Here is a 20,495-nt window from a genome sequence, read left to right on the forward strand (position 1 = left end):
AGAGCGTATACGTTTGCCTTGGATCAAAACTTCTGAATAAAGCGGTATACAATTAAACTGTGCATCATTAAACGCAAATCTGGATGGGATGCCAGTTCGGGCCTGGGACTCGGAAAATTAGCCAGAGCCGATTTAATCCGATCCGTGTTTAATATGCCGGCAACCTGACTGTCAGAACACAAGGTTTGCAGTTCCGAGGTAAACGTCTGCCAGTCAGGCAAAATACGGTGTAGCCAGTCGGCAGGCTGTACGCCCCGTACACGCTGATTAAGCCTCACTTTGTCCGGCAATTCCGGTGATGTAGCACGGCGAATGAGCGAACGATCCGTTCCCTGTCTTACATACTGCTCAATCGGGACAGAGAGACAAAATCGGATCACTCTTGGATCACTTGTTGGATCGCGTTCCCATACCCGGTAACGAAGGGAACATTTGGTGGCGACGGCCCCATTTTTATTCGCGATCGCTAGATTGTTGAACTTGTCGGCTCGCACCTGTAGTGCATCGGCTCGGGCACCGCCCTGGAGTACAAGGATGGATTTAAGTCGCTCCAGCACGCCTGTTCTCCTGGCCAAATCTGGATGAATCAGTTGTGCGCCTGCAGGCTGAGCTGTCCCCTTGTTATTTCCTTTGAACCAGTCTGGGAACGCTTTACGGCCTGTAATACGGGCGATGCGTGAGAATGCCATCCCTGTTCGTTCGCTGTACTGTTGCATCTCACGGAACCAGCGGAAATATCGGCCACTTTTCAGTAGACTAGCGTAATAATCAAGTGCAGGTCCCCATGAGATCGTAAAATTGCCACGTGCGCCTGTCAGCAAAATACCGGCATCCTGCTCACTCGCTTTTTCATAAAATCCACGGATCCAGAATGAATTTTCAAAGTATTTATAAGGCATCTCCATCATGTTCAGCCACGTATCCACTTCACTGAGCGGACTGCGTCCTTCAAAATCGAGATAGTTCTCCGAGATATTGCCTACGTGATTAATGGTGGAACGAATAAATGGTCGCTCGTCTGCTAGTAACGTTTTCGATGTGTAATCCGTAAAATCCGGAACAGGCACGTAGCTATAAGCTTGTAGCTGCTTCCCCTGACTCCGGAGCGTTCCGGAAGCAAAACCCGCAACAGCTCCTGAATCCAGTCCACCACTTAATGCCGCTGCAACCTGTCTATGCGTTCGTAAGCGCGAACCTACGGCTTGGCTAAACACCTCACGAAAAGCTTCAACATAGTCTTCATCTGATTTGAGTCGAAGCGGTTCGACATCATCCCAGCGATGATATTGCCTGAGTTCGATCCTCCCGTTTCGAAACGTCAGCGTGTGCGCAGAGGGCAACTGGTTCACTCCGCGATACACCGTGGAATGAATATCAGCCGAATCGTGCATGTCAGGGATGGCCAGAAATTCGGATAGCCAGTTTTCGTCAAGTGCCTTCTGCACCCCTCCAAGCTCAAGCAATGGCTTCATTAACGTACAGAAGGCAAATCGCGAACCGTCATGTCGGTAATAAAATGCCCGCATGCCCGTAATATCCCTCGCAGCAAACAACATGCGGCGGCGTTCATCCCAGATCGCAAATACAAAGTCCCCAAGAAGTTGACTAGCTACATCTTCTCCAAAGCGCTGGTATGCACGGAGAATCAGTTCGCTGTCCGCCAGTCCAGCCAGCTCTGCTCGTGAAATCTGCAACTGATCGGCCAGTTGCTCACGGTTATCCAAAATGGCATCTGAAGTGATGGTCAATTGACTTTCTTCATCATAGAGAGGCAATTTCTCGTTTACGGACTCCAGCGTAATCCACTGAGCATGGCAACTAAGAAACGCTTCATCCCCTTTCCATACCCCCGTTGTATCTGCCGGGATATGTCCAAGACTTGCGTAGAGCCGCCAGCTGTCCTCCCATAGTGCTTGCTGACCTTCTGTATGTACGATTCCGGCTATGGCGCTCATGACTTTCCTCCCCGAACGATCTTGCGCTGGGATGCCCATGCGCTAATTCGATGACCAAATGGTATCCATGATTTGATTCGTTGTAATTTGCTATGGGCAGCATGTAGCTGTTTCTTCAAACGTTCCCGCTCCGTATACCCACGTTCCAGCCGCTGATCCGCTGCGCGAAGAGCTGCCTGCAATTGTCTGATCGTGGCCATAGCGGCTAGTGACGGGTCAATCTTGGCGCTTTCCTTCTCCTCACTGCCGCTGTGGATCGGAGACCGATCCTTGGCTCCATTCATCGGCGCATCCATGCGGTAATTTGGCTGCCAACGACACTCCGTTGCGAGTACTAGCTGTTGCTTGAGCCGCTCCAATACCTCTGTATCCGGCTCTGCCTGAAACTGGACTCCCGTCCAATCTTCAGCTTCTTGTAGCTGTTCACTGTACCCCATCCGGTGGAACAGGTTCGCACCGAGTACACGGCAATACAGTTCAACTTCTTGCCGCTCGAGTATGTTTTTCCAGTTGTTAACAGAACCTTGATGTGCCTCCTGATGTGAAGAGAGGAAGGGGTCCCCGACGCCCATACTATAGAACATGTCAGATTTCGTACTATCCACAAACTGACCATATCGCTCCATGCCTTGTTCATAAGTAATGCCTAGAAAAGCACATAACTTCTCCAGTTCTTCCTGAGGTTTCATAACGAGCTGTTCATATTTTAATTCGTAGGCCAAAGGATGAGCCTCTGCAAAATAATCATTCAATCGAGTTAGACCAAGTGTCAGGTCTACGGCTTTCATATTGAGTTTTGAATGATTCAGACTCTGAATCAGATCAAAACCTTCGCCGGTATGGCGATTTACTTTTTTAAAGGATGCCGCTACAGAAAGGGGGTTACGCTGAAGATGAATGCGTCTGGACTGCGGAAACAATCGATCCAGCCATTCAAGCATATAATAATAACGCGGAGATTTATCAACGATGAAGTCTGCTCCGCTCCCTTCCAGAAATCCATTATATATTTCAAGAGCAAAGCTTCTGCACGCCTTTTCGAAAATATCTTCGGACACCATCGCTTGATAAAATTGACGGATGATGGAACTGCCACCGTAAGCGCGAGAGTCGGCTTTGGACAAATCGACGAGATTCATCAGAAACCACATCTCCTGCGTGGCAAATATGCGACTATGATTTTGCAGCATAACGGTAGATAACGAACTGCCACTGCGGGGAATGCATAATAAAAAGACAAGTCCGTTTCCTTGCGTATCTATCAATGGCAGCCTCTCCTCTGTAAATTTATAAAATTATGCCGTGGGATCGGATCGACCGGATGATCATTACCTTGGAAATGACAGGGAATTTCGACACTCTAAGATACAATATGTATTTATACCTTTACTCTATGATACAAAATGTATCATGTCAATCTTTTATTTTCACCTTTTCATAATTTATTCACTTGCCGATGATCTAAGTACGCAACAATGCAAAAAAGCCTCCAGTTCCTGTTATGAGATAAACAGAATCTGGAGACCGAGATAATCAATAACCGATACGACACAATGACTATATCCATCTTATCTAAACCAAGCTGACCTAATCTAACCTAACCAATTGAAACCAGACTAAACTTATCCGGTAAAGGTAACATCCTTCCCTTTTCCAGCCATACCTAGGCCTTGCATACGTTCCAACTCTTCCTGGTCGGCTGACTGAGCATCCTGCATTCCTTTCTGTACCTTCACGGTTAATAATACCGCAATGCCTGCTACAAAAAAGAAGATCAGTGACAGAATGCCCCAGCGGGTAGAACCTGTAATCTGTCCCACGTAACCAAATACAAATGGCCCAAAGATCGAAGCGAACTTCCCTGTAATGTTAACAAATCCAAAATACTCCCCCGTTCGTGCAGCCGGCATCAGATTGCTAAACAAGGAACGTGCCGTCGATTGACTAATCCCTTGCACAACGCCAACCAACCCTGCGAGCACATAAAAGTGCAGAGCTTGGGTCATAAAGTAGCCAAGTATAACGATACAAATATAAATACTTAAACTTACCAATAACACCTGCTTTGCTCCCCACCGCTGCGCCCAAGCACCTAGAAGCAGTGTACACGGGAAACCGATGAATTGCGTAATTAGTAGCGCCAACATCAAATCCGATGTACCAATGCCAATGCTTGTTCCATAGATTGTAGCCATCAGAATAATGGTATTAATCCCGTCATTGAAAAACCAGAATGCGACCAACATCCGAAGCAACTGCGGAAAACGCCGGATCTGACCGAAGGTTTGCCGTAATCTGCGTACGCCAACCTTTGCATAACCTGTTGCGGATGCAGGCAACTCAGACGAGGCTGGCCTTCTAGGTGCATAGCGGAAGATGGGAAGGGAGAACAGTAGCCACCACATCGAAACTGAAATGAACGCAAGTCGCGTACCTGCAAGTGTACTCGGCATGCCGAACCAGCCCGGCTGCTGAATCATTAACAGATTGATTGCAAGCAGTAACCCCCCGCCTATATAACCATAGGCATAACCTTTGGAGGATACCATGTCTCTTCGTTCTGCGGGAACTAAATCCGGTAACATCGCATCATAGAATGTATTTCCTCCGGCAAAACCAATCGTGGATAACACGAGCAGGGTAGACGCAAGCAACCAGTCTCCTTCTCCGATCACGCTGAATCCCAGCGTTGACACAATTCCTGTTATCGCGAAAACTCGCAGGAAGTCCCCTTTTCGTCCCGATAGATCAGCCAGTGTTCCTAGCAGCGGAGTTAACAGCGCCACACACAACATTCCAATAGAGTGTGTATAAGCAAGGTAAGAAGCTGCCGTATCCTTATCCAATGTTGCCGCAGCAACAGAAGCATAGAATACAGGTAGCACCGCCGCAAGCACGGTTGTAGCATAAGCCGAATTGGCCCAGTCATACGTAATCCAGGCTTTTACTGCACGTTTATCCACACTTAATCCTTCCTTTACATGCATCAGGGCTCGATGCTCAGAATCAGACCTTTTTCTCTATTGTAAAGGAAAGATATCACATATGATCATGATTTTTGTAAAATTTAAACATGTACCTCGCTCCAGCCTATCCTAAGGCAATTGCAGCGTATTTCATTCATTTTAGTTGAGATCGCATCACATATCGTCCCCGCCCGTGAATATACTTAATTACCGACAGGCCAAACTGTGCCGCGTAATCAATGGGGGGTGCCTACATGTCAAATTCACACCAGCCTTACTCGTTCGTCGTATCCCGGGAAGATTGGTCGCTTCACCGCAAAGGGTACCAGGACCAGCAGCGCCATCAGCAAAAGGTGAAAGATGTCATTAAGCAGAATCTGCCCGATCTGATCACCGAAGAAAATATTATCATGTCCGATGGAAAACAAATCATCAAGGTACCCATTCGCAGTCTGGATGAGTACCGTTTCGTGTATAACTACCAAAAGCAAAAACATGTCGGTCAGGGGGACGGTGACAGTCAGGTTGGCGATGTCATTGGCCGTGATCCTGCGTCCCAGAAGCCGGGCAAGGGCGAGAAAGCTGGCGATCAACCAGGTCATGACATAGTGGAAGCTGAGGTCAGCATTGAGGAATTGGAAGATATTCTTTTTGCCGAACTGGAATTGCCGGATCTGAAACAAAAGGATAAAGATTTGATCGAGACACATACCGTGGTCTTCAACGATATTCGCAAAAAAGGCATGCAGTCTAACATCGATAAGAAACGAACCATACTGGAGAACCTGCGCCGCAATGCAACCACGGGCAATCCGGGCATTCATCACATCAGTCCGGATGATCTCCGCTACAAAACGTGGGAAGACAAAATCATCCCTCAGTCCAATGCCGTCATCATCGCCATGATGGATACATCCGGGTCGATGGGATCATTTGAAAAATATTGCGCCCGCAGTTTTTTCTTCTGGATGACTCGTTTTCTTCGTCGTCAGTATGAGAAAGTCGAAATTGTGTTTCTGGCTCACCACACGGAAGCCAAAGAAGTGACGGAAGAGGAATTTTTCACTCGTGGCGAGAGCGGCGGTACGATCTGCTCCTCTGTATATATGAAGGCACTGGATATTATCGATAAACGTTACCCGCCTACCAGTTACAACATCTACCCGTTCCATTTCTCGGATGGCGATAACCTCACCTCGGATAATGAGCGCTGTGTGAAGCTGATCGGGGAATTAATGAAGCGCAGCAACATGTTTGGTTACGGTGAAGTGAACCAATATAACCGCAGCAGTACACTCATGTCTGCTTACCGCCATATTAAGATGGATCAGTTTATGTATTACGTCATCAAGGAAAAAGGCGAGGTGTACAAAGCGCTCCGCAGCTTTTTTCAAAAAAGAGAAGGAGGCAGCCTAGGATGACCGATGAAATCCGCGAACTGGAATACGCGATTGCTGAAATTATGGAGATTGCCGATGGATTCGGCCTCGACTATTACCCGATGCGCTACGAAATCTGCCCGTCGGATATCATCTACACCTTTGGTGCTTACGGCATGCCAACAAGGTTCAGCCACTGGAGCTTTGGCAAAACGTTTCACAAGATGAAAATGCAATATGATTTTGGCCTGAGCAAAATTTATGAACTCGTTATTAACTCCAACCCTTGCTACGCCTTTCTGCTGGATGGCAACTCTTTGATTCAGAATAAATTAATCGTCGCCCACGTACTCGCACACTGCGACTTTTTCAAAAACAATGCCCGCTTCTCCAAATCCAACCGCAATATGGTTGAAAGCATGGCCGCCACGGCGGATCGAATCAGCAATTATGAGATGGAATATGGCACGGAGGCGGTTGAAGCCTTCATCGATGCGGTAATTGCCATTCAAGAACATGTGGACCCACAGCTCATTAAACCGCGGCACCTAGACAAACAGCGTTATATGGAGATGAAAATTCGCGAACAACGTGGTGATAAAGCCCCTAAACCGGAAGGTCAATATGACGACCTGTGGTCGCTCGACAATCTGCAAACTGAGGAAAAGTCCACGGATAGTCTGCAAGTGCATCATTTTCCACCAGAGCCGGAGAAAGACATTATGTGGTTCATCCAAGAGTTCTCCGAGGTGCTCACCGATTGGCAACGGGATATTATGAGTATGATGCGTGAGGAGATGCTCTATTTCTGGCCTCAGATGGAAACGAAAATCATGAACGAAGGCTGGGCTTCGTACTGGCATCAACGTATTATACGCGAACTCGATCTGAGCAGTGAGGATACCATCGAATTTGCCAAGCTGAATTCTTCCGTTGTGCAACCGTCCAAGCAGAGTTTGAATCCATATTACCTGGGACTGAAAATCTTTGAAGATATCGAGCGGCGCTGGGATCATCCGACACGCGAGGAACAGGAACGTTGGGGACGTCAGCCTGGGCAAGGCCGGGCCAAAATGTTCGAAGTGCGCGAGTTCGACTCCGATACCTCGTTCATCCGTAACTACATGACCAAAAAGTTAACCGAGGACCTCGACCTCTACGTGTTTGAGAAAAAAGGACCCGACTGGAAAATTACCGACAAGTCTTGGGAAAACATCCGTGACCAGCTTGTATTTTCCCGCATTAACGGCGGCTCTCCGTATCTAGTCGTACAGGATGCAGACTATCTGCGTACAGGCGAACTCGTGTTGAAACATCAGTATGAGGGCATCGAGTTGGATCTGAAATACATGGAGCGCACGCTTCCGTATCTGTACCGTCTCTGGGGACGCACAGTGCATGTAGAGACCCGTGTGGAAGATAAACCGATCTGGTTCACCTATGACGGCAAAAAGCACCATCGCAAGTTTTTATAGGCGGGAGTAATAATATTTGAAATCATGACCACCCGTCCAACGGGTGGTTTGCTCTCGGAGTATAACCCCTGTTGCTAAACTCCGCCTAAAAACGCTAGCCTGGCAGCAGGGTTGTTCAGGCTCAGTGTTATTTGTCACCTTGACTTATCAGTTAAACTGGTTTTACTTCTTTTGCCTCCGATTACTACTGAATGGCTCTTCGTATTAATTTTTCATTCAGCTTCGTCCAAAATTTTCGATTTCCGTATTCGTACTTGAGCTGGGAATGCTTCTCGAAGTCAAGGGAATTCAGCATCTTTGACCATTTCAGGGAAGACGGTCGAACGTTAGGCTTAGCTTCTTCGCCTTTGTTCCATCCATTCTTAACAAGACTTTCATATATCAAATGGAACTCGTCCATGTCGAAGAGAATCGAATACGCAACGCATTTTTCTTTATGCCCATCTTGGGCATCCTTCATTTTATATTCACCAATCGCGCCCATCGTCGTCGATTTCGTTTTGAACTCGAATCCAGCCTGTGAACCGTCTTTGTAAACAAGAATACCGTCCATCATGCCTAAAAAAATTTGGAATCGAACGCCGTTATGCTTAACTAGCTTTACGCCCTTCAAGTTTTGCTCCCATGCGGGTGTTTTGTCAGACATTCGATCAACGGTGAACTTCACACCGTCCAAACGTTCAGCATAAATCAGATCTTTTTGTACCGTGCCGCATGTAGCGGAACCATTACGAACCCAACGTTTCTGATACGGAAATATTACTTGTTCATCCTTATCACCCTTCAACGTCTTATAGAACAATTCGCGTTCACACTCGGACGCAGAAAACGGCGAGAACGTTACACGTCCCTTTTCAAAATTGATTCGTTTCCGATTCATCAGGTTCCAAAGTTTCCATGTTTAGCAGCGCCATTTCTAGCGGCTTATCAGGCAACAGGTGAAAACAATCGAAGTGTTTTTTTATGTTGGCAACCATTTATTGACCGTATTCCGAAATGATTACTTCCGTTTGGCGACCATACTAACGTCCGATGCGCCTTGTTTTCTATCCCTTCCCGATTTCAGTTTTCACGTACTTTCCCTATTTTAGTAATAAGTATTTTTTTCCAAAATTACCCTTTTCAGGCTATTTTCTTTGGGTATTTCTAAAAAAACTTCTAAAATATAAAATAAAAACACAATAAAGTAAAAAGAAGTGTTTTATTGACATTTTATACACACCCGATTATATTCAAGAGAGACGCTAGAGGAAAAAAAAGGATAAAGGAGTAATATATTGATGTTCAAAAAAATCAAGTATGTTGCTGCTACGCTAGTAGTAGCTTTAGGTCTTGGAATAGTTGCTCCGTCGTTAACTTATGCTGCTAATCCACAAGATCGAGTACAACCACAATTTCCACAACCAACTATAGTTGAAGAACCTGCTAATGACACAGTTGATGCAATGGGTTTTAAAAAGACTGTTGTTGTCAAAGCATTGCGACATGGTGGAGAAGCTCTTGACACTCTGTTAGACTGGTTAGGAGTTGCTAGTAAAGAAGCTAAATACTTATCTAAGCATTCTAGTAAAATAGCTGATTTCCTCGATTCTGTCACTGATGAGATCGAAAAGAAATTGTTAGATTTCTTAATATTCCAATGTGATATACCACAAGGCTATGCTAGGGTAATTGCTGGTGCAATTACGGGCATTCTGCTTTAATTAATTTGTAAGTCCTCTAGCGCCTTGCTACACTATTAAATAAATAAAGGAAGCGATCTTTTGAACAAGGAAATTGAACTGTTGAAGTATCAAATCAAACTGATGAAAATGGTAATAGGCGGTGATAGTCACCCTTATTTCATGTATCTACTCGATCATGAGGTAACAGAAGATCAAACAAACTTACTGAACTCTTTAATGATTTCAATGAATTCACGCCGCCGCTATTTAGTAGACAACCGCGAAATAATTGATACTACTGCTTTAATTTCTGATAACATATTAAATAAGTTGAAAAATCATGGAATAACCGTCCAAGAATTAAATGTAAATAATATGCCTAATTATCATGAATTTTGCGGATATATAGACAAGATTATGAATAGTGATATTAACCCAAAGTATCTATTAACAGCCATGCATAGACAATCCATGTTTTCAGAATTATGCGAGTTACTTTTAAAAGACTCTTAACATACCATGCTTTTTCTAACAGCCTATACGGCTGTTTTTTTGTCTACACATATGTTGTCCTACATGAATTGTTCCAGATTAATCTTCCTACTTAATTCCTTCAACCCTTCGTTGCATATTTCAACATCGACCTTCAACGGTTACAGCATTTGTCATACAAACTTTGATAGCGGCTATTTCTTTCACGCGTAGTCGTGCTTCCCACTTTGAAGAAGCGCTTCGTCATGCACTGTGCCCGCCGTAACAATATAGAAGTCTTCGTTGAACTGTTCATCTCTTCGACCGTTATGCCCAATTGAACTAATAGCGTCCACATTGACGTTCCGTACATAACGATAAGCAATCCGGTATTCATCATCTCCGGTATTTCGAACCGTCACCCTATTTCTGGATAATAGCCTTTATCCGTAACTACATGACCAAAAAGTTAACCGAAGATCTCGACCTCTATGTGTTTGAGAAAAAAGGACCGGGCTGGAAAATCACCGACAAGTCTTGGGAAAGCATTAGCACCAGTTGGTATTCTCCCGTGTGAACAGTAGCTCATACGAGGGCATCGAAATGGTTCTGAAATACATGGAGCACACACTCCTCTACCTATATCGACTCTGGAGAAGTACGGTGCATGTGGAGACCAGTGTGGAGGATAAACTTGATCTGGTTCACCTATGACGGCAAAAAACACCACCGCAAGTTTTTATAGGCGGAAGTGATCGTACACCCGAAATGTTTTGCATGAGTCAGAGTGAGGTGGTACCAATCTTTTCCTTTAGAAAAAGAATGCCTTATCTTCCGCTTAAAACATATGAGGATATGACATAAAAAAAAAGCGGCAAGTTCACCATATAACTCGGGCACTTGCCGCTTGGCCGTTTTAACATGATTGTTTCGAAAACTAGAATCTATATTTGCGATTCATCGCCGTTGCGGTCCATTGAACCATCAATTATAGTTCACCACGCTTCACCAATTCGATCAATTCATTTGTTGAATACAGCTTGCCTTGCTCAATGTCTTTCTTGTTTTTTTATCAACGAGTTATTATGCGAGAGTTTAATCTAAAAGTTCATATTTCCATCGATTAATTCCAAGCTCTTTAACAATCTAAAGAGTGTTGTAAAACTGACATTCCAGTTTCACAACACTCTCTAAATTTACGTTGTCATCCTGATACAAATTCATCCGCAGCGTTCTTAATAATTCTCGAGCGAACTTCTTTAATATATTTTATAGTCATAAGTTCTTCACGAGAAGTCTGGATAATATCTCCTACCCGAGGATACGTAGAAGAAATTTTATTTTTTAAATGAGCTTCTATTGGTAGTTTATATACTGATTCATCCAATAAACTACTTATAATAGAAGTGTTTTCGACTTTTTTTCCACACTCAGAGCAAAACTTTGCATTCGGGGACAAGTCTCTATTACAATCAGCACATTTATCAGACAAATCCTTGATCTCCTGGAGATAGCCTTCAATATTAGAATCATTTAAACTGAATTCTCTATAATCAGTTAGACTAATGTTCCCCAACGATTCACTAATATTATTTGAAGAGAAGACTTTTTCTGTAGTAAGTAAAGCTAAATGGACCATATACCTAAGCCCAGTTTTTCTATCGGCTATTTTTACAGTACCTCTACTGGTTAGAACCCCTGAATAGCAAAGAATATCTAATGCCAATTTTAAGTTAGGAGAAACATCTCTGGGAAACGTGAAAAATGCTGACTGATATGTATTTTTTCGTTCACGTAAATTTTTCTCTTTAATTTCAGGTATAACATAAGATTTTAATAAATCCAAACCAACTTTAATGTGATTGGAATATTTAGGTAACCTTTTTGTAAGATTATTATGATAAGGTAGCAGTTCCTGATCAATATACTCTTGCGTTGATAATGACAATGCTCTTTCTGAAAAGCCTTTATCCAGGCTTCTGACTAATAGATGCAAAAACGCTCTAGGATTTCCTGTAGACAGATCAATACAATTATCTAAGATTTCTCCCTTTTGGAAGATTTTTTTTCTCAGCGAACTCTGTTGGGGTAATCGCTTATCCAATAAATCTCTAAATAGCTTTCTATTTGCTTTACGTCCTAACTCACCAGTTTCGTATCTGTCCATTTGTAAAATATATGCATCATGCCCTACTTCAAAATTCCTTCCATAAGAAGTGACACTTGGATACACCGCAGCTTTTACTGCAATAGGTCCACCATGTAATAATTTGAAAATTTCAAAAAATATTTCTTGTTGAGCAGGAATAAACGTATGTGCGGCTTCGTCAAATAAGAAAATTAGTTTTTGAATTTTAAATTCACTAAGTACATCTCTGATTATTTCATTTATAAAGCTTACATCGTTAACTTTATCTAAAAAATTACTGCCAATATCATTTATAATTTTTTCTTTATCAGAAGCAATCGCCAATTTTTGCAATTGATGAATTTTATCTTGTAACATTGTTTTTGTACCATGTGCTGACTTAATACCAAAAATTCTAAAATAAGGGTCGGTACTTCCTTCATGACCAATTAAATTTAGTTGAGTTAGTTTGTCGTGTAGAGCTTGCAGAATCTTAGCCCCAACCCAGACTTGAAAAGCATCTCTCTCTTCAGCTTTAACCCCTTCTAGAATAGTACTGGTTTTGAATGTAACGTACACAGCTAATTTCCTACTAGCTGTGAAATCCTTATCAAGCTCTATCTCTGCTTGTTTTAATAACATTGATTTGCCAACACCACGTGCACCCATTAACAAATGCGCACCACTTTGTTTTAAAGTGTCAACAATTTTTCTTTCAAAACCTCCGAGAACTGTTAAATCACTAATTTGATCATAGACCAAGTCTTCCATCCTTGCCGCTTGTAGCAAGTCATCTTCTTGTAACGTACTAATCATGCTTTCACCTTCCATTTAATATAGTAAGAGACGGAACTTGAATGTAAAGCTCAGGGAAATATTTATTAAATCTTTTTTTCCATAAACCTAAAACTATATCCTCGACTTCCTCAGCCATCTGTAAGATGGATTTCCAGTCCTCTACTTGATGGGAATAACGTTTTGGTAAATTTGACTCAAAAGTTGTTATTTTACCATGTACAGTATTACTTAAGATCCTGTAAAGTCTTCGGGCATCTTTAAAGTTTAAAATTTCAGCATTGTTATATTCCTTGTTGATCGACTTAATATAGGACTTGTATCCATCTTTAGAAAAATGCTCTAGCATATCATTGAAGTTTAAATCGTTATCGTGGTCTTTCCACCCCCAAAAAATATGAGGCATATCCCAAAGGAACACTGAAGCTATTCCTAGTTCTAAAACCCTCCTCAACTGAATCTTTGCTGGGTTCTCCAATGAACATGCTGCAAAATAAATACCTATTGATATGTCAGAAAAAAGTTCGTCAAATATTGTGATTATTTCTTTTTGATGAGGATTCAGAGATTTATCTTCACTGATAATTTGACCTAGTATAGCAAATGACCTAGACTTTAACTCCACTCTAGTTAGAAGAACTGATTCGCTAGCCAAAGATATAGTAAAGTTAGTTTTGAATTTCTTATGTAGCTCTTGGTACATATTTAAACTTTTTTTTGAGTCCAGATAATTCACCTCTTTCTTACATGCGTAAGACTTTATTATACTAGAAAAATAAATTTTACGTTGTAATACTTATCCATATATTCATTTTAATTCAAGCGCTTTATTCAAAGAAGGCCGGGCTTCGAACTAGCCTCAACGTATCATACGCAAGTTTGACCTGAGTAGTTAAGATACCATCAAATTTGCCGAGCTGATTTTTCCGTTGTGTAGCCGTCCAAAAAGAGTCTGAACCTATACTATCTAGTACTCAAAATTTCTGAAGATATCGACCTCCGCTGGGGTCATCCAACACGAGATGAGCAGGAACAATGGGCAATGGTGGCTACTTTTTTCACTCTACAAAACGTTTCTTGATCTGTAAAATGTTCACTCTTGATCTGACGAAGTCGATTCATCGCCGTTGCGGTCCATTGAACCATCAATTACAGCTCACCACGCTTCACCAGTTCAATCAGGTCATCTGTTGAATACAACTTGCCTTGCTCGATGTCTTTCTCGGATGCTTCAATCATTTGTCTTATTTCCGGATCGGAATCCAACTTATCCACCGGGTTATACACTTCATATTCCAAGCCTGCAATACGAATAAATTCCTTATGATCTTTCTCATAGGATTCAATGACGGTGTCATCAGGAGCTTTCAGACTAAAGTTCATCCCTTGCAACCTCCTTTGATGAAATCACAACATCTTCTGATGAAATGTTTAATCTGATTATAGCATATAACCAAGTAAGAACTTAGTCGTCACCCACTGTGATAATCCTGTATTTAATCATTTCTCATTTGTATCTTAGAACAGAAAAGCGGCTAGTTCCCGATACAGATCGAGAACTTGCCGCTTAGCCTGTTATACCGAATGAAACACCGTGTTACGTTCCCCCAGCAAACGCAGGGGTACAAAGAAATTATTTTCCACTTCATTGGCGGGTAGTGGCCTGCTGAAGTAGTAACCCTGGATCTCCCGACAGTCATTTTGCATCAAAATATCGAGCTGGCCTTTGGTCTCGATCCCTTCTGCAATCACTTCCATCTTAAGATTCTGGGCCATCGAGATAATTGTGGCTACGATAGCCTGATCGCTATGGCTTTCGGTGATATCCGTGACAAACGAGCGGTCGATCTTGAGTTTGTGGATCGGAAAATGCTTCAGATAACTCAGTGAGCTGTATCCCGTGCCAAAGTCGTCCAGACTGATCTTCACACCCAGAGCGGATAGCTCGTTTAGAATTGCCGTGGATACCGCTGCATCCATCATCATGCTCTCTGTGATTTCCAGTTCCAGATATTTGGCTTCCAGACCTGTCTCAGTTAAAGCATTCTGCACCTGCTCCACCAGGTTGGACTGGTGAAACTGCTGGCTGGACAAGTTCACAGACACCGGTATGAGTGGCCCGCCGCTAGCGTGCCACAGCTTCATCTGTCTACAGGCTTCACGAATCGTCCAGTTACCAATATCGTAGATCATGCCGGTCTCCTCGGCCAGGGGGATAAATACATCGGGTGCAAGCAGCCCTTTAAGCGGGTGTTGCCAGCGAATCAGAGCCTCTACCCCGATCATTCGGCTGTCCAGCGTACGAATCTGCGGCTGATAGTACAGCACCATCTCATTACGCTCCAGTGCTTTCCTTAGATAACCTTCGAGCTCAATCCGTTCATAAAGTTCAGAGTCGAGCTGAGCCGTATAGAACTGGTAACCGTTCTTGCCATTTTTCTTCACCTCATACATTGCGGAGTCGGCATGTTTAATCAAAGCATCCGTTCCAACCCCATGTTCAGGGTACATGGCAATACCGATACTGGCTGTAACGTAAAAATCATTTTCCTTCAAACGATAAGGTTGCTTAATCGCTTCCACAATTTCTTCTGCAAGTCGAACCACCTGTTTTTCATCCGCTTGTTCTCCTGTGACTACCATGGTAAACTCATCCCCGCCCATTCGGGCTAGCGTAACATTAGAGGTTGCCTGAGGATGAGAAGCTTCAATTACGGTTATAATCCGGTTGCTCACTTCTTTCAGAAACACATCCCCGATGGAATGCCCCAGAGAGTCATTAATCATCTTAAACCGGTCTATGTCCATGACCATTACAGCAAACTTATGCTGTTTTTGTTGTTCACAGACATTTATCGTAGTAGCCAGCACTTCATCCAACTTGCGTCGGTTAGGCAACCCTGTAAGTGGATCATGCAGAGCCTGATGCCGAATATTTTGCTGTGCCTGGGTCTCTTCTGTAATATCTTTAATCAAGATATGGCTCCCAACATGGGTGTCATCAATGATGACTGGAATGACCGCAATACTCAGATCAAGGAGTTCATTTTGTGTATTTCTCATTTTGGCCATGTAATGCCGCTGTTGCAATTCCTGGTTGTCCCACGTGTGAGCGTTATCCTTACTCGAACACTGTACACTGATCTGCTCAATAATCTGGTTAATCGGGCGGTCAATCACCCTCTTTTCAGGATATCCAGTAATTGTAGTGACTACAGCGTTAATGCCTTTAATGATACCTTCGCGATCTACGGAAACGATGGCATCCGAATGATTATGGTACAGTGCATGATACCACTGTTCATTTTCATGAATACGTTGATCTTTCTGAATCATCCGTTGATTGATAAAATTACCGAATAACGTGAGACCAATGGCCACAATCGTTCCCGCCGCAATAAGGTAAGCAAGAACCTCCGACTCCACCTGTCTGCTTAGACTCTCAGGGATGACTTGCACTTGATGAAATTGAGCTGCTGCCATTCCGGTGTAGTGCATGCCTGTAATGGCCAAACCCATAATGAGTCCACTGCCTATTTTATAGACCCAATGATGTTTAGATTCCGGACGATTGAAAAAAAACATCAGCCACAGCGCTGCATAGGAAGCCAGTGCCGCGATCAGAACGGATAACACCACAAGGCCCGGCTTGTACGTAATCGGAATAGACATCGCTGCCATGCCTACATAATGCATAGAGGTGATGCCTGCAGTCAGCAACAATCCGGCAAACACAAGTTTGCTAATCCGGTTGGACGGGCGACCTGCAAATTCCAATGCTACCCCCGACGCGATAATAGCTAACAAAACGGACAAGATCACCTTGTCCATGGAATAGGAAACGTGCATAGGGAGCACAAAAGCGATCATGCCAACAAAGTGCATCGACCAGATACCCAGTCCCATAGAGATTGCCCCGCAAGCAACCCACCAGTGACGCGCCTTTCCACTCGTCAAAGATACACGGCCTGCAAGATCAAGTGCTGCATAAGAGGCTAACGACGCAATGAAATAGGATAAAATAACAAGTTGTAGATTGTACGTGCCATGTATGTGCTCCACTCACTCTGTCCTTTCAGCCGGGTAATGCTCATATGTATGTTAAATGTAAAAAAAGAAGCGAGTGCGCTGCCTGGGCGACAGGCACTCCCTCCGTAGCATTTGACTTTGCGACTAGCGACTTAGTCATAAACCGATTGGCATACAATGAAACCCGCTAATGATGAATGTTTATAGTCTAAACGTCCCAGCCCTGAAAATCAACACTTATTTCCAGAAGCACAGCGCATTTCACCCTAGTCACTCATTTGTTACACTTCATTAAACATCCTCATCCAAAGCATGGTCAGTAATTCTACTTCTTTACCAATAACAGACTACCGAATCCGGAAGTATCGCGGTACGAGTTGCCTGAAGGATCACTCCACATGAAGACACTGCTACGTTTTCCATCTCCAGCACCATCATCATTCACCTGCAGATCGAACCCGATCCATTTACTTTGCTTGGCGTTAACATTCTCCAGCGGAATAGCTGCCTCTACCACATATCCTTCCTTCGTCAGACGTGTACTTGATTTGAACAGCTCTTTACGGGCATTACCACCAAACGAAGTTTCATTATCGAAATTAACTCGATACTGGGCATCATCGTCCTCATAACTGCTCGTTTGATTTTTATTCAGATCAATGAATAGCTCAATGGAATCTTGTTCATGTGCGTTAGCACTTTTTTTACTGAGCAAAGGGTCTTTGACATCAGCAAGTACGTAAAGATACTTTTCATCCCACAGCAACTTCGCCTTGGCCTTAGCACCGGCATTTCCGGCAACCTTAACATCCGTTGTGATGGACACTGCTTTTTTCCACAACTTATCTTCCTTACCATCAACAACAGGAGTTCCATATGAAACTTTGACTTGTTTTAATGCAGGGCCTAACTTAAGCTTGCCCCGACTTTCCTTTTTCTGCGGTTGCTGATTATTCGTATCGTTCCAGACAATAATGGAAGTTTTATTGTTAGGCTGTTTGTCCGTAATGCGGAAATCCAGAGATAACACCTTGCCTTCGGCTAGATCAGCTGCGGAGAACGGTAGTGATGCATAGACAATATATCCCGATTTATTCTCCTTCACTTCGTAGAGCTTCTGATCTTTGCCTTTGCCGCCATCCCTATTGAAAATGTATTGCCCATCTTTCGGTGTCGTATTTTTCTTGCTGGTTGCCATATCTTCCGGGCTGACAAACACCTCTACCTGGTCGCCTTTCTGACGTGTGGCGTCTTTGACTTCAATGCGCAGGTTCAGTTTTTTCCCATCCCATAATGTCTTCACTTGACCTGTAGTACCTGCTGTGCCTTCGATGACATGTGAAACCGGTTTGGCCTGAACAGCTCCCCAGAGAATATCTTCCTGCCCTTTACGGTCTGGCAAGGATACTTTGGCTTGTGCGGCTGTCCATTCATTTCGATATACAGGCAAGGATGCCGGATCAACTAACGCCCAGTATGCCGGTTTGGCTTTCAGTTTACGGTCAAACAGCAGCGGTGCATCCTTTCTGCCTTTGACAGGAAAATCATCCAGCCATGTGCCGTCATCAGCAAGTCCCCATAACGTCACGCTGTCCATAACACCACGATCATCAAACTCCTTGAACAGATCAAAGAGCGCACGGTAACGATAAGCCTGCTCCAGCATCATCTCATCGGTCACAGGTTTCTCCTGCTCCGAGTTCCCCGAATAGATCGACATATCCAGTTCCGTTACTTGAATGTGAACCCCCAAAGCAACCGCCCGGTTGAACGCTTCACGAATTTGTTTTACATCCGGTCCGTACATCGACACATGCATTTGAAAGCCGATAGCATCAATCGGTGTACCTTTAGCCAGCAGTTTCTCCACCAGTTTGACCATGTCGTTCATTTTGCTAACACTGCCTTCGATACCGTAATCATTGATCACCAGTACCGCGTCAGGATCAGCCTCGCGTGCATAACGGAAAGCCAGTTCAATGTAGTCACTGTCATCTCCGTCACCGTCTACATCGCCAATGATATCCCGCCATTTCGAATTGCTCGCCTGATCACGCAGACCTCCGCCGTCCGAGATGACTTCATTAACAACATCCCACGTATGCACTTTACCTTTGTAACGGCTCACAATCGTTTGGATATGTGTTTTCATACGCTTCAGAAGTTGCTCACGTGTAGCTGGTTTCGATGGATCATTAGGATCGGTAAAGAACCAGTCCGGTACTTGACTGTGCCATAGTAGCGTATGGCCTCTGACCTCCATATTGTTCGCTGCAGCAAAGTTAACCAGCCGATCTGCCTCAGACCAGACAAAATTGCCCTCCGTCGGCTGCATGGCATCCATTTTCATGAAGTTGCCCGCAGTAATACTTTTAAAATGTTTTTTAAGCAGATCCGAGTGCGGATCTTGTGGATCTAGAGCCGTTTGGTCAATCGCTGCGCCAAGAGCATAAGATGTCCCCAGCGTTTTGGCCAAATCCGGGATATCCTTCTCAATTGCGATCGCTTCCGTCGCTGTAATCTGAACATCATCAATGTAGAACGGAATCGTGTCTGTCTCCGTCACTTCAGAAGACTGCTTCCACGGTGTCTCGGCATACATCCGCAATCCGCTTACACCCGTGCTTTCTGCCGGAACGATGACATCTGCTTCGATCTTCTTCCATTGGCCTTTATTCAGTGTAGTGGAAGCAAAGGTTGCATATTCCAGCTTAGCTGCATCACCATTAAATTCCTTCTCCAATGAGCCGTTGATTACCTGGGTTGCAGGCCCTTCATCATACATCGCCCAGAAGGAGACATGAACTGTACTTCCCTTTTGCAAGTAAGGCAACACCTCTACCAACGGTCCATGATAAGTTTCCGTTCGGGAGGAGGTTTTCAAACTGCGGTTACTATTGTGTCCGATGCCGCTGACTACCTCCAGCTTTTCAGTACCGCGAGGTTTCCATTTTCCGATATTCCCATCTTCAAAATCAGCGTTAAACAAAGCTTTGCCCGGTTCTCCCGGCTCACCTGGATTCTCTGGAGCAGGTTTAACAAGCCGGATTTGGAACTCGTCTAACAAATAAGCAGCGGTTGCATCCGTGCTCTCCAGATACAGTTGCAGGCCACTGCCTTGTTCATAACTATATTGTCCTTGCAGCTTCACCCATTTCTGATCGGTTACTTGCTCGGCTGCGTTAACCTGATCATATTGCGCATCCCCGTTGCCATCGCGGCGTTCCACGGTAAATTTCAGATTAGCCGGTGCTGAACCTGCAACCAGTTTCACGTAACCAGATATTTCAACGACAGCATTCTTGTCTACCACATCCGACAATGACAATGAAGGTCCATTCCAGGCCTCTGTGCGACCTGTTGTTTTCAGAGAACGTGTACCTTGGTAAGCTTGATCTCCAGTCACGCCAACCGTTACTCCACCCCGGGCTGTCCAGCCTTGGGTCGTGCCATCCTCGAACGAATGAGACAACAAAATGTCACCTGCATTTGCTGCGCTTGCCTTCTGTTCTCCTGCTCCGATCCCTGGCAACAAACTAAAGATCAGAGTTGCTGCCAAGCATAACCTCAACCATTTTCCCCGCACGTCAATTCCTCCTTGTGAATTTCGTCATCCATCCTGTAACGCGGTCA

14 protein-coding genes and 1 pseudogene are annotated in these 20,495 nt (G+C 44.1%); 5 read left to right on the plus strand and 10 right to left on the minus strand.

Going from position 1 to position 20,495, the window contains the following annotated elements:
• Positions 1–23: 23 nt before the first annotated feature.
• The 3 genes from J2T16_RS08890 to J2T16_RS08900 all read right to left on the minus strand — a co-directional run bounded on the left by J2T16_RS08890 (position 24) and on the right by J2T16_RS08900 (position 4,918).
• Positions 24–1,955, minus strand: coding sequence for an asparagine synthase-related protein (locus J2T16_RS08890; protein ID WP_336122202.1), 1,932 nt, complete (start codon positions 1,953–1,955; stop codon positions 24–26).
• A complete protein-coding gene (locus J2T16_RS08895) occupies positions 1,952–3,220 on the minus strand; it encodes a sulfotransferase family protein (RefSeq protein ID WP_253495843.1) in 1,269 nt (422 codons plus the stop codon). Before J2T16_RS08895 ends, J2T16_RS08890 begins: the two co-directional genes overlap by 4 nt.
• A 357-nt stretch (positions 3,221–3,577) precedes the next feature.
• Positions 3,578–4,918, minus strand: coding sequence for an MFS transporter (locus J2T16_RS08900; RefSeq protein WP_261769205.1), 1,341 nt, complete (start codon positions 4,916–4,918; stop codon positions 3,578–3,580).
• Positions 4,919–5,175: 257 nt separating this feature from the next.
• On the opposite strand from J2T16_RS08900, the gene yhbH reads away from it, so the two are divergent.
• Positions 5,176–6,342, plus strand: coding sequence for a sporulation protein YhbH (gene yhbH / locus J2T16_RS08905; RefSeq protein ID WP_154886815.1), 1,167 nt, complete (start codon positions 5,176–5,178; stop codon positions 6,340–6,342).
• Positions 6,339–7,775: a SpoVR family protein gene (locus tag J2T16_RS08910; RefSeq protein WP_154886817.1), complete on the plus strand. Its 1,437-nt coding sequence runs from the start codon at positions 6,339–6,341 to the stop codon at positions 7,773–7,775. The genes yhbH and J2T16_RS08910 overlap by 4 nt, the downstream gene beginning before the upstream one ends.
• 184 nt (positions 7,776–7,959) lie before the next feature.
• On the opposite strand, the gene J2T16_RS08915 is transcribed toward J2T16_RS08910, so the two are convergent.
• Positions 7,960–8,655 (minus strand): hypothetical protein, encoded by a 696-nt coding sequence (locus J2T16_RS08915; RefSeq protein ID WP_221786433.1) that lies wholly within the window; start codon positions 8,653–8,655, stop codon positions 7,960–7,962.
• 400 nt (positions 8,656–9,055) lie between these two features.
• Between J2T16_RS08915 and J2T16_RS08920 the strand changes: the two genes are divergently transcribed.
• Both J2T16_RS08920 and J2T16_RS08925 read left to right on the plus strand, forming a co-directional pair.
• On the plus strand, positions 9,056–9,478 hold the full coding sequence (locus tag J2T16_RS08920) for a YqxI family protein (RefSeq protein ID WP_221786432.1): 423 nt from the start codon (positions 9,056–9,058) through the stop codon (positions 9,476–9,478).
• A 60-nt stretch (positions 9,479–9,538) separates the two neighbouring features.
• Entirely contained in the window at positions 9,539–9,952 is a 414-nt protein-coding gene (locus tag J2T16_RS08925) for a hypothetical protein (protein ID WP_221786431.1), read from the plus strand.
• Between the two features lie 182 nt (positions 9,953–10,134).
• On the opposite strand, the gene J2T16_RS08930 is transcribed toward J2T16_RS08925, so the two are convergent.
• Positions 10,135–10,332: a hypothetical protein gene (locus tag J2T16_RS08930; protein WP_221786430.1), complete on the minus strand. Its 198-nt coding sequence runs from the start codon at positions 10,330–10,332 to the stop codon at positions 10,135–10,137.
• A 14-nt stretch (positions 10,333–10,346) separates the two neighbouring features.
• Between J2T16_RS08930 and J2T16_RS08935 the strand changes: the two are divergent.
• Positions 10,347–10,655: pseudogene (locus J2T16_RS08935) on the plus strand (stage V sporulation protein R); the annotation flags it as partial.
• Positions 10,656–11,114: 459 nt separating this feature from the next.
• Here J2T16_RS08935 and J2T16_RS08940 read toward each other — a convergent pair.
• The 5 genes from J2T16_RS08940 to J2T16_RS08960 all read right to left on the minus strand — a co-directional run bounded on the left by J2T16_RS08940 (position 11,115) and on the right by J2T16_RS08960 (position 20,448).
• Positions 11,115–12,854, minus strand: a complete 1,740-nt coding sequence (locus J2T16_RS08940) for a zinc ribbon domain-containing protein (protein WP_221786429.1) — start codon at positions 12,852–12,854, stop codon at positions 11,115–11,117.
• A 4-nt stretch (positions 12,855–12,858) separates the two neighbouring features.
• Complete coding sequence (locus J2T16_RS08945; protein ID WP_221786428.1) at positions 12,859–13,536, minus strand: hypothetical protein; 678 nt, start codon at positions 13,534–13,536, stop codon at positions 12,859–12,861.
• Positions 13,537–13,982: 446 nt separating this feature from the next.
• Positions 13,983–14,216, minus strand: a complete 234-nt coding sequence (locus J2T16_RS08950) for a hypothetical protein (protein ID WP_336122199.1) — start codon at positions 14,214–14,216, stop codon at positions 13,983–13,985.
• Between the two features lie 192 nt (positions 14,217–14,408).
• Positions 14,409–16,895 carry an EAL domain-containing protein gene (locus J2T16_RS08955; protein WP_154886820.1) on the minus strand — a complete coding sequence of 829 codons (2,487 nt, stop codon included), beginning with the start codon at positions 16,893–16,895 and terminating at the stop codon, positions 14,409–14,411.
• A gap of 292 nt (positions 16,896–17,187) precedes the next feature.
• Complete coding sequence (locus J2T16_RS08960; RefSeq protein ID WP_499018169.1) at positions 17,188–20,448, minus strand: endo-1,4-beta-xylanase; 3,261 nt, start codon at positions 20,446–20,448, stop codon at positions 17,188–17,190.
• Between the last annotated feature and the right edge of the window lie 47 nt (positions 20,449–20,495).

Source organism: Paenibacillus intestini, assembly GCF_030803945.1.
Lineage (GTDB): Bacteria > Bacillota > Bacilli > Paenibacillales > Paenibacillaceae > Paenibacillus > Paenibacillus polysaccharolyticus.

Bases quoted from the DNA above. Each gene is read 5' to 3' on its own strand.
- yhbH (WP_154886815.1), top strand. From the start codon at position 5,176: ATGTCAAATTCACACCAGCCTTACTCGTTCGTCGTATCCCGGGAAGAT.
- J2T16_RS08945 (WP_221786428.1), bottom strand. From the start codon at position 13,536: ATGTACCAAGAGCTACATAAGAAATTCAAAACTAACTTTACTATATCT.
- J2T16_RS08890 (WP_336122202.1), bottom strand. From the start codon at position 1,955: ATGAGCGCCATAGCCGGAATCGTACATACAGAAGGTCAGCAAGCACTA.
- J2T16_RS08940 (WP_221786429.1), bottom strand. From the start codon at position 12,854: ATGATTAGTACGTTACAAGAAGATGACTTGCTACAAGCGGCAAGGATG.
- J2T16_RS08915 (WP_221786433.1), bottom strand. From the start codon at position 8,655: ATGAATCGGAAACGAATCAATTTTGAAAAGGGACGTGTAACGTTCTCG.
- J2T16_RS08950 (WP_336122199.1), bottom strand. From the start codon at position 14,216: ATGAACTTTAGTCTGAAAGCTCCTGATGACACCGTCATTGAATCCTAT.
- J2T16_RS08910 (WP_154886817.1), top strand. From the start codon at position 6,339: ATGACCGATGAAATCCGCGAACTGGAATACGCGATTGCTGAAATTATG.
- J2T16_RS08920 (WP_221786432.1), top strand. From the start codon at position 9,056: ATGTTCAAAAAAATCAAGTATGTTGCTGCTACGCTAGTAGTAGCTTTA.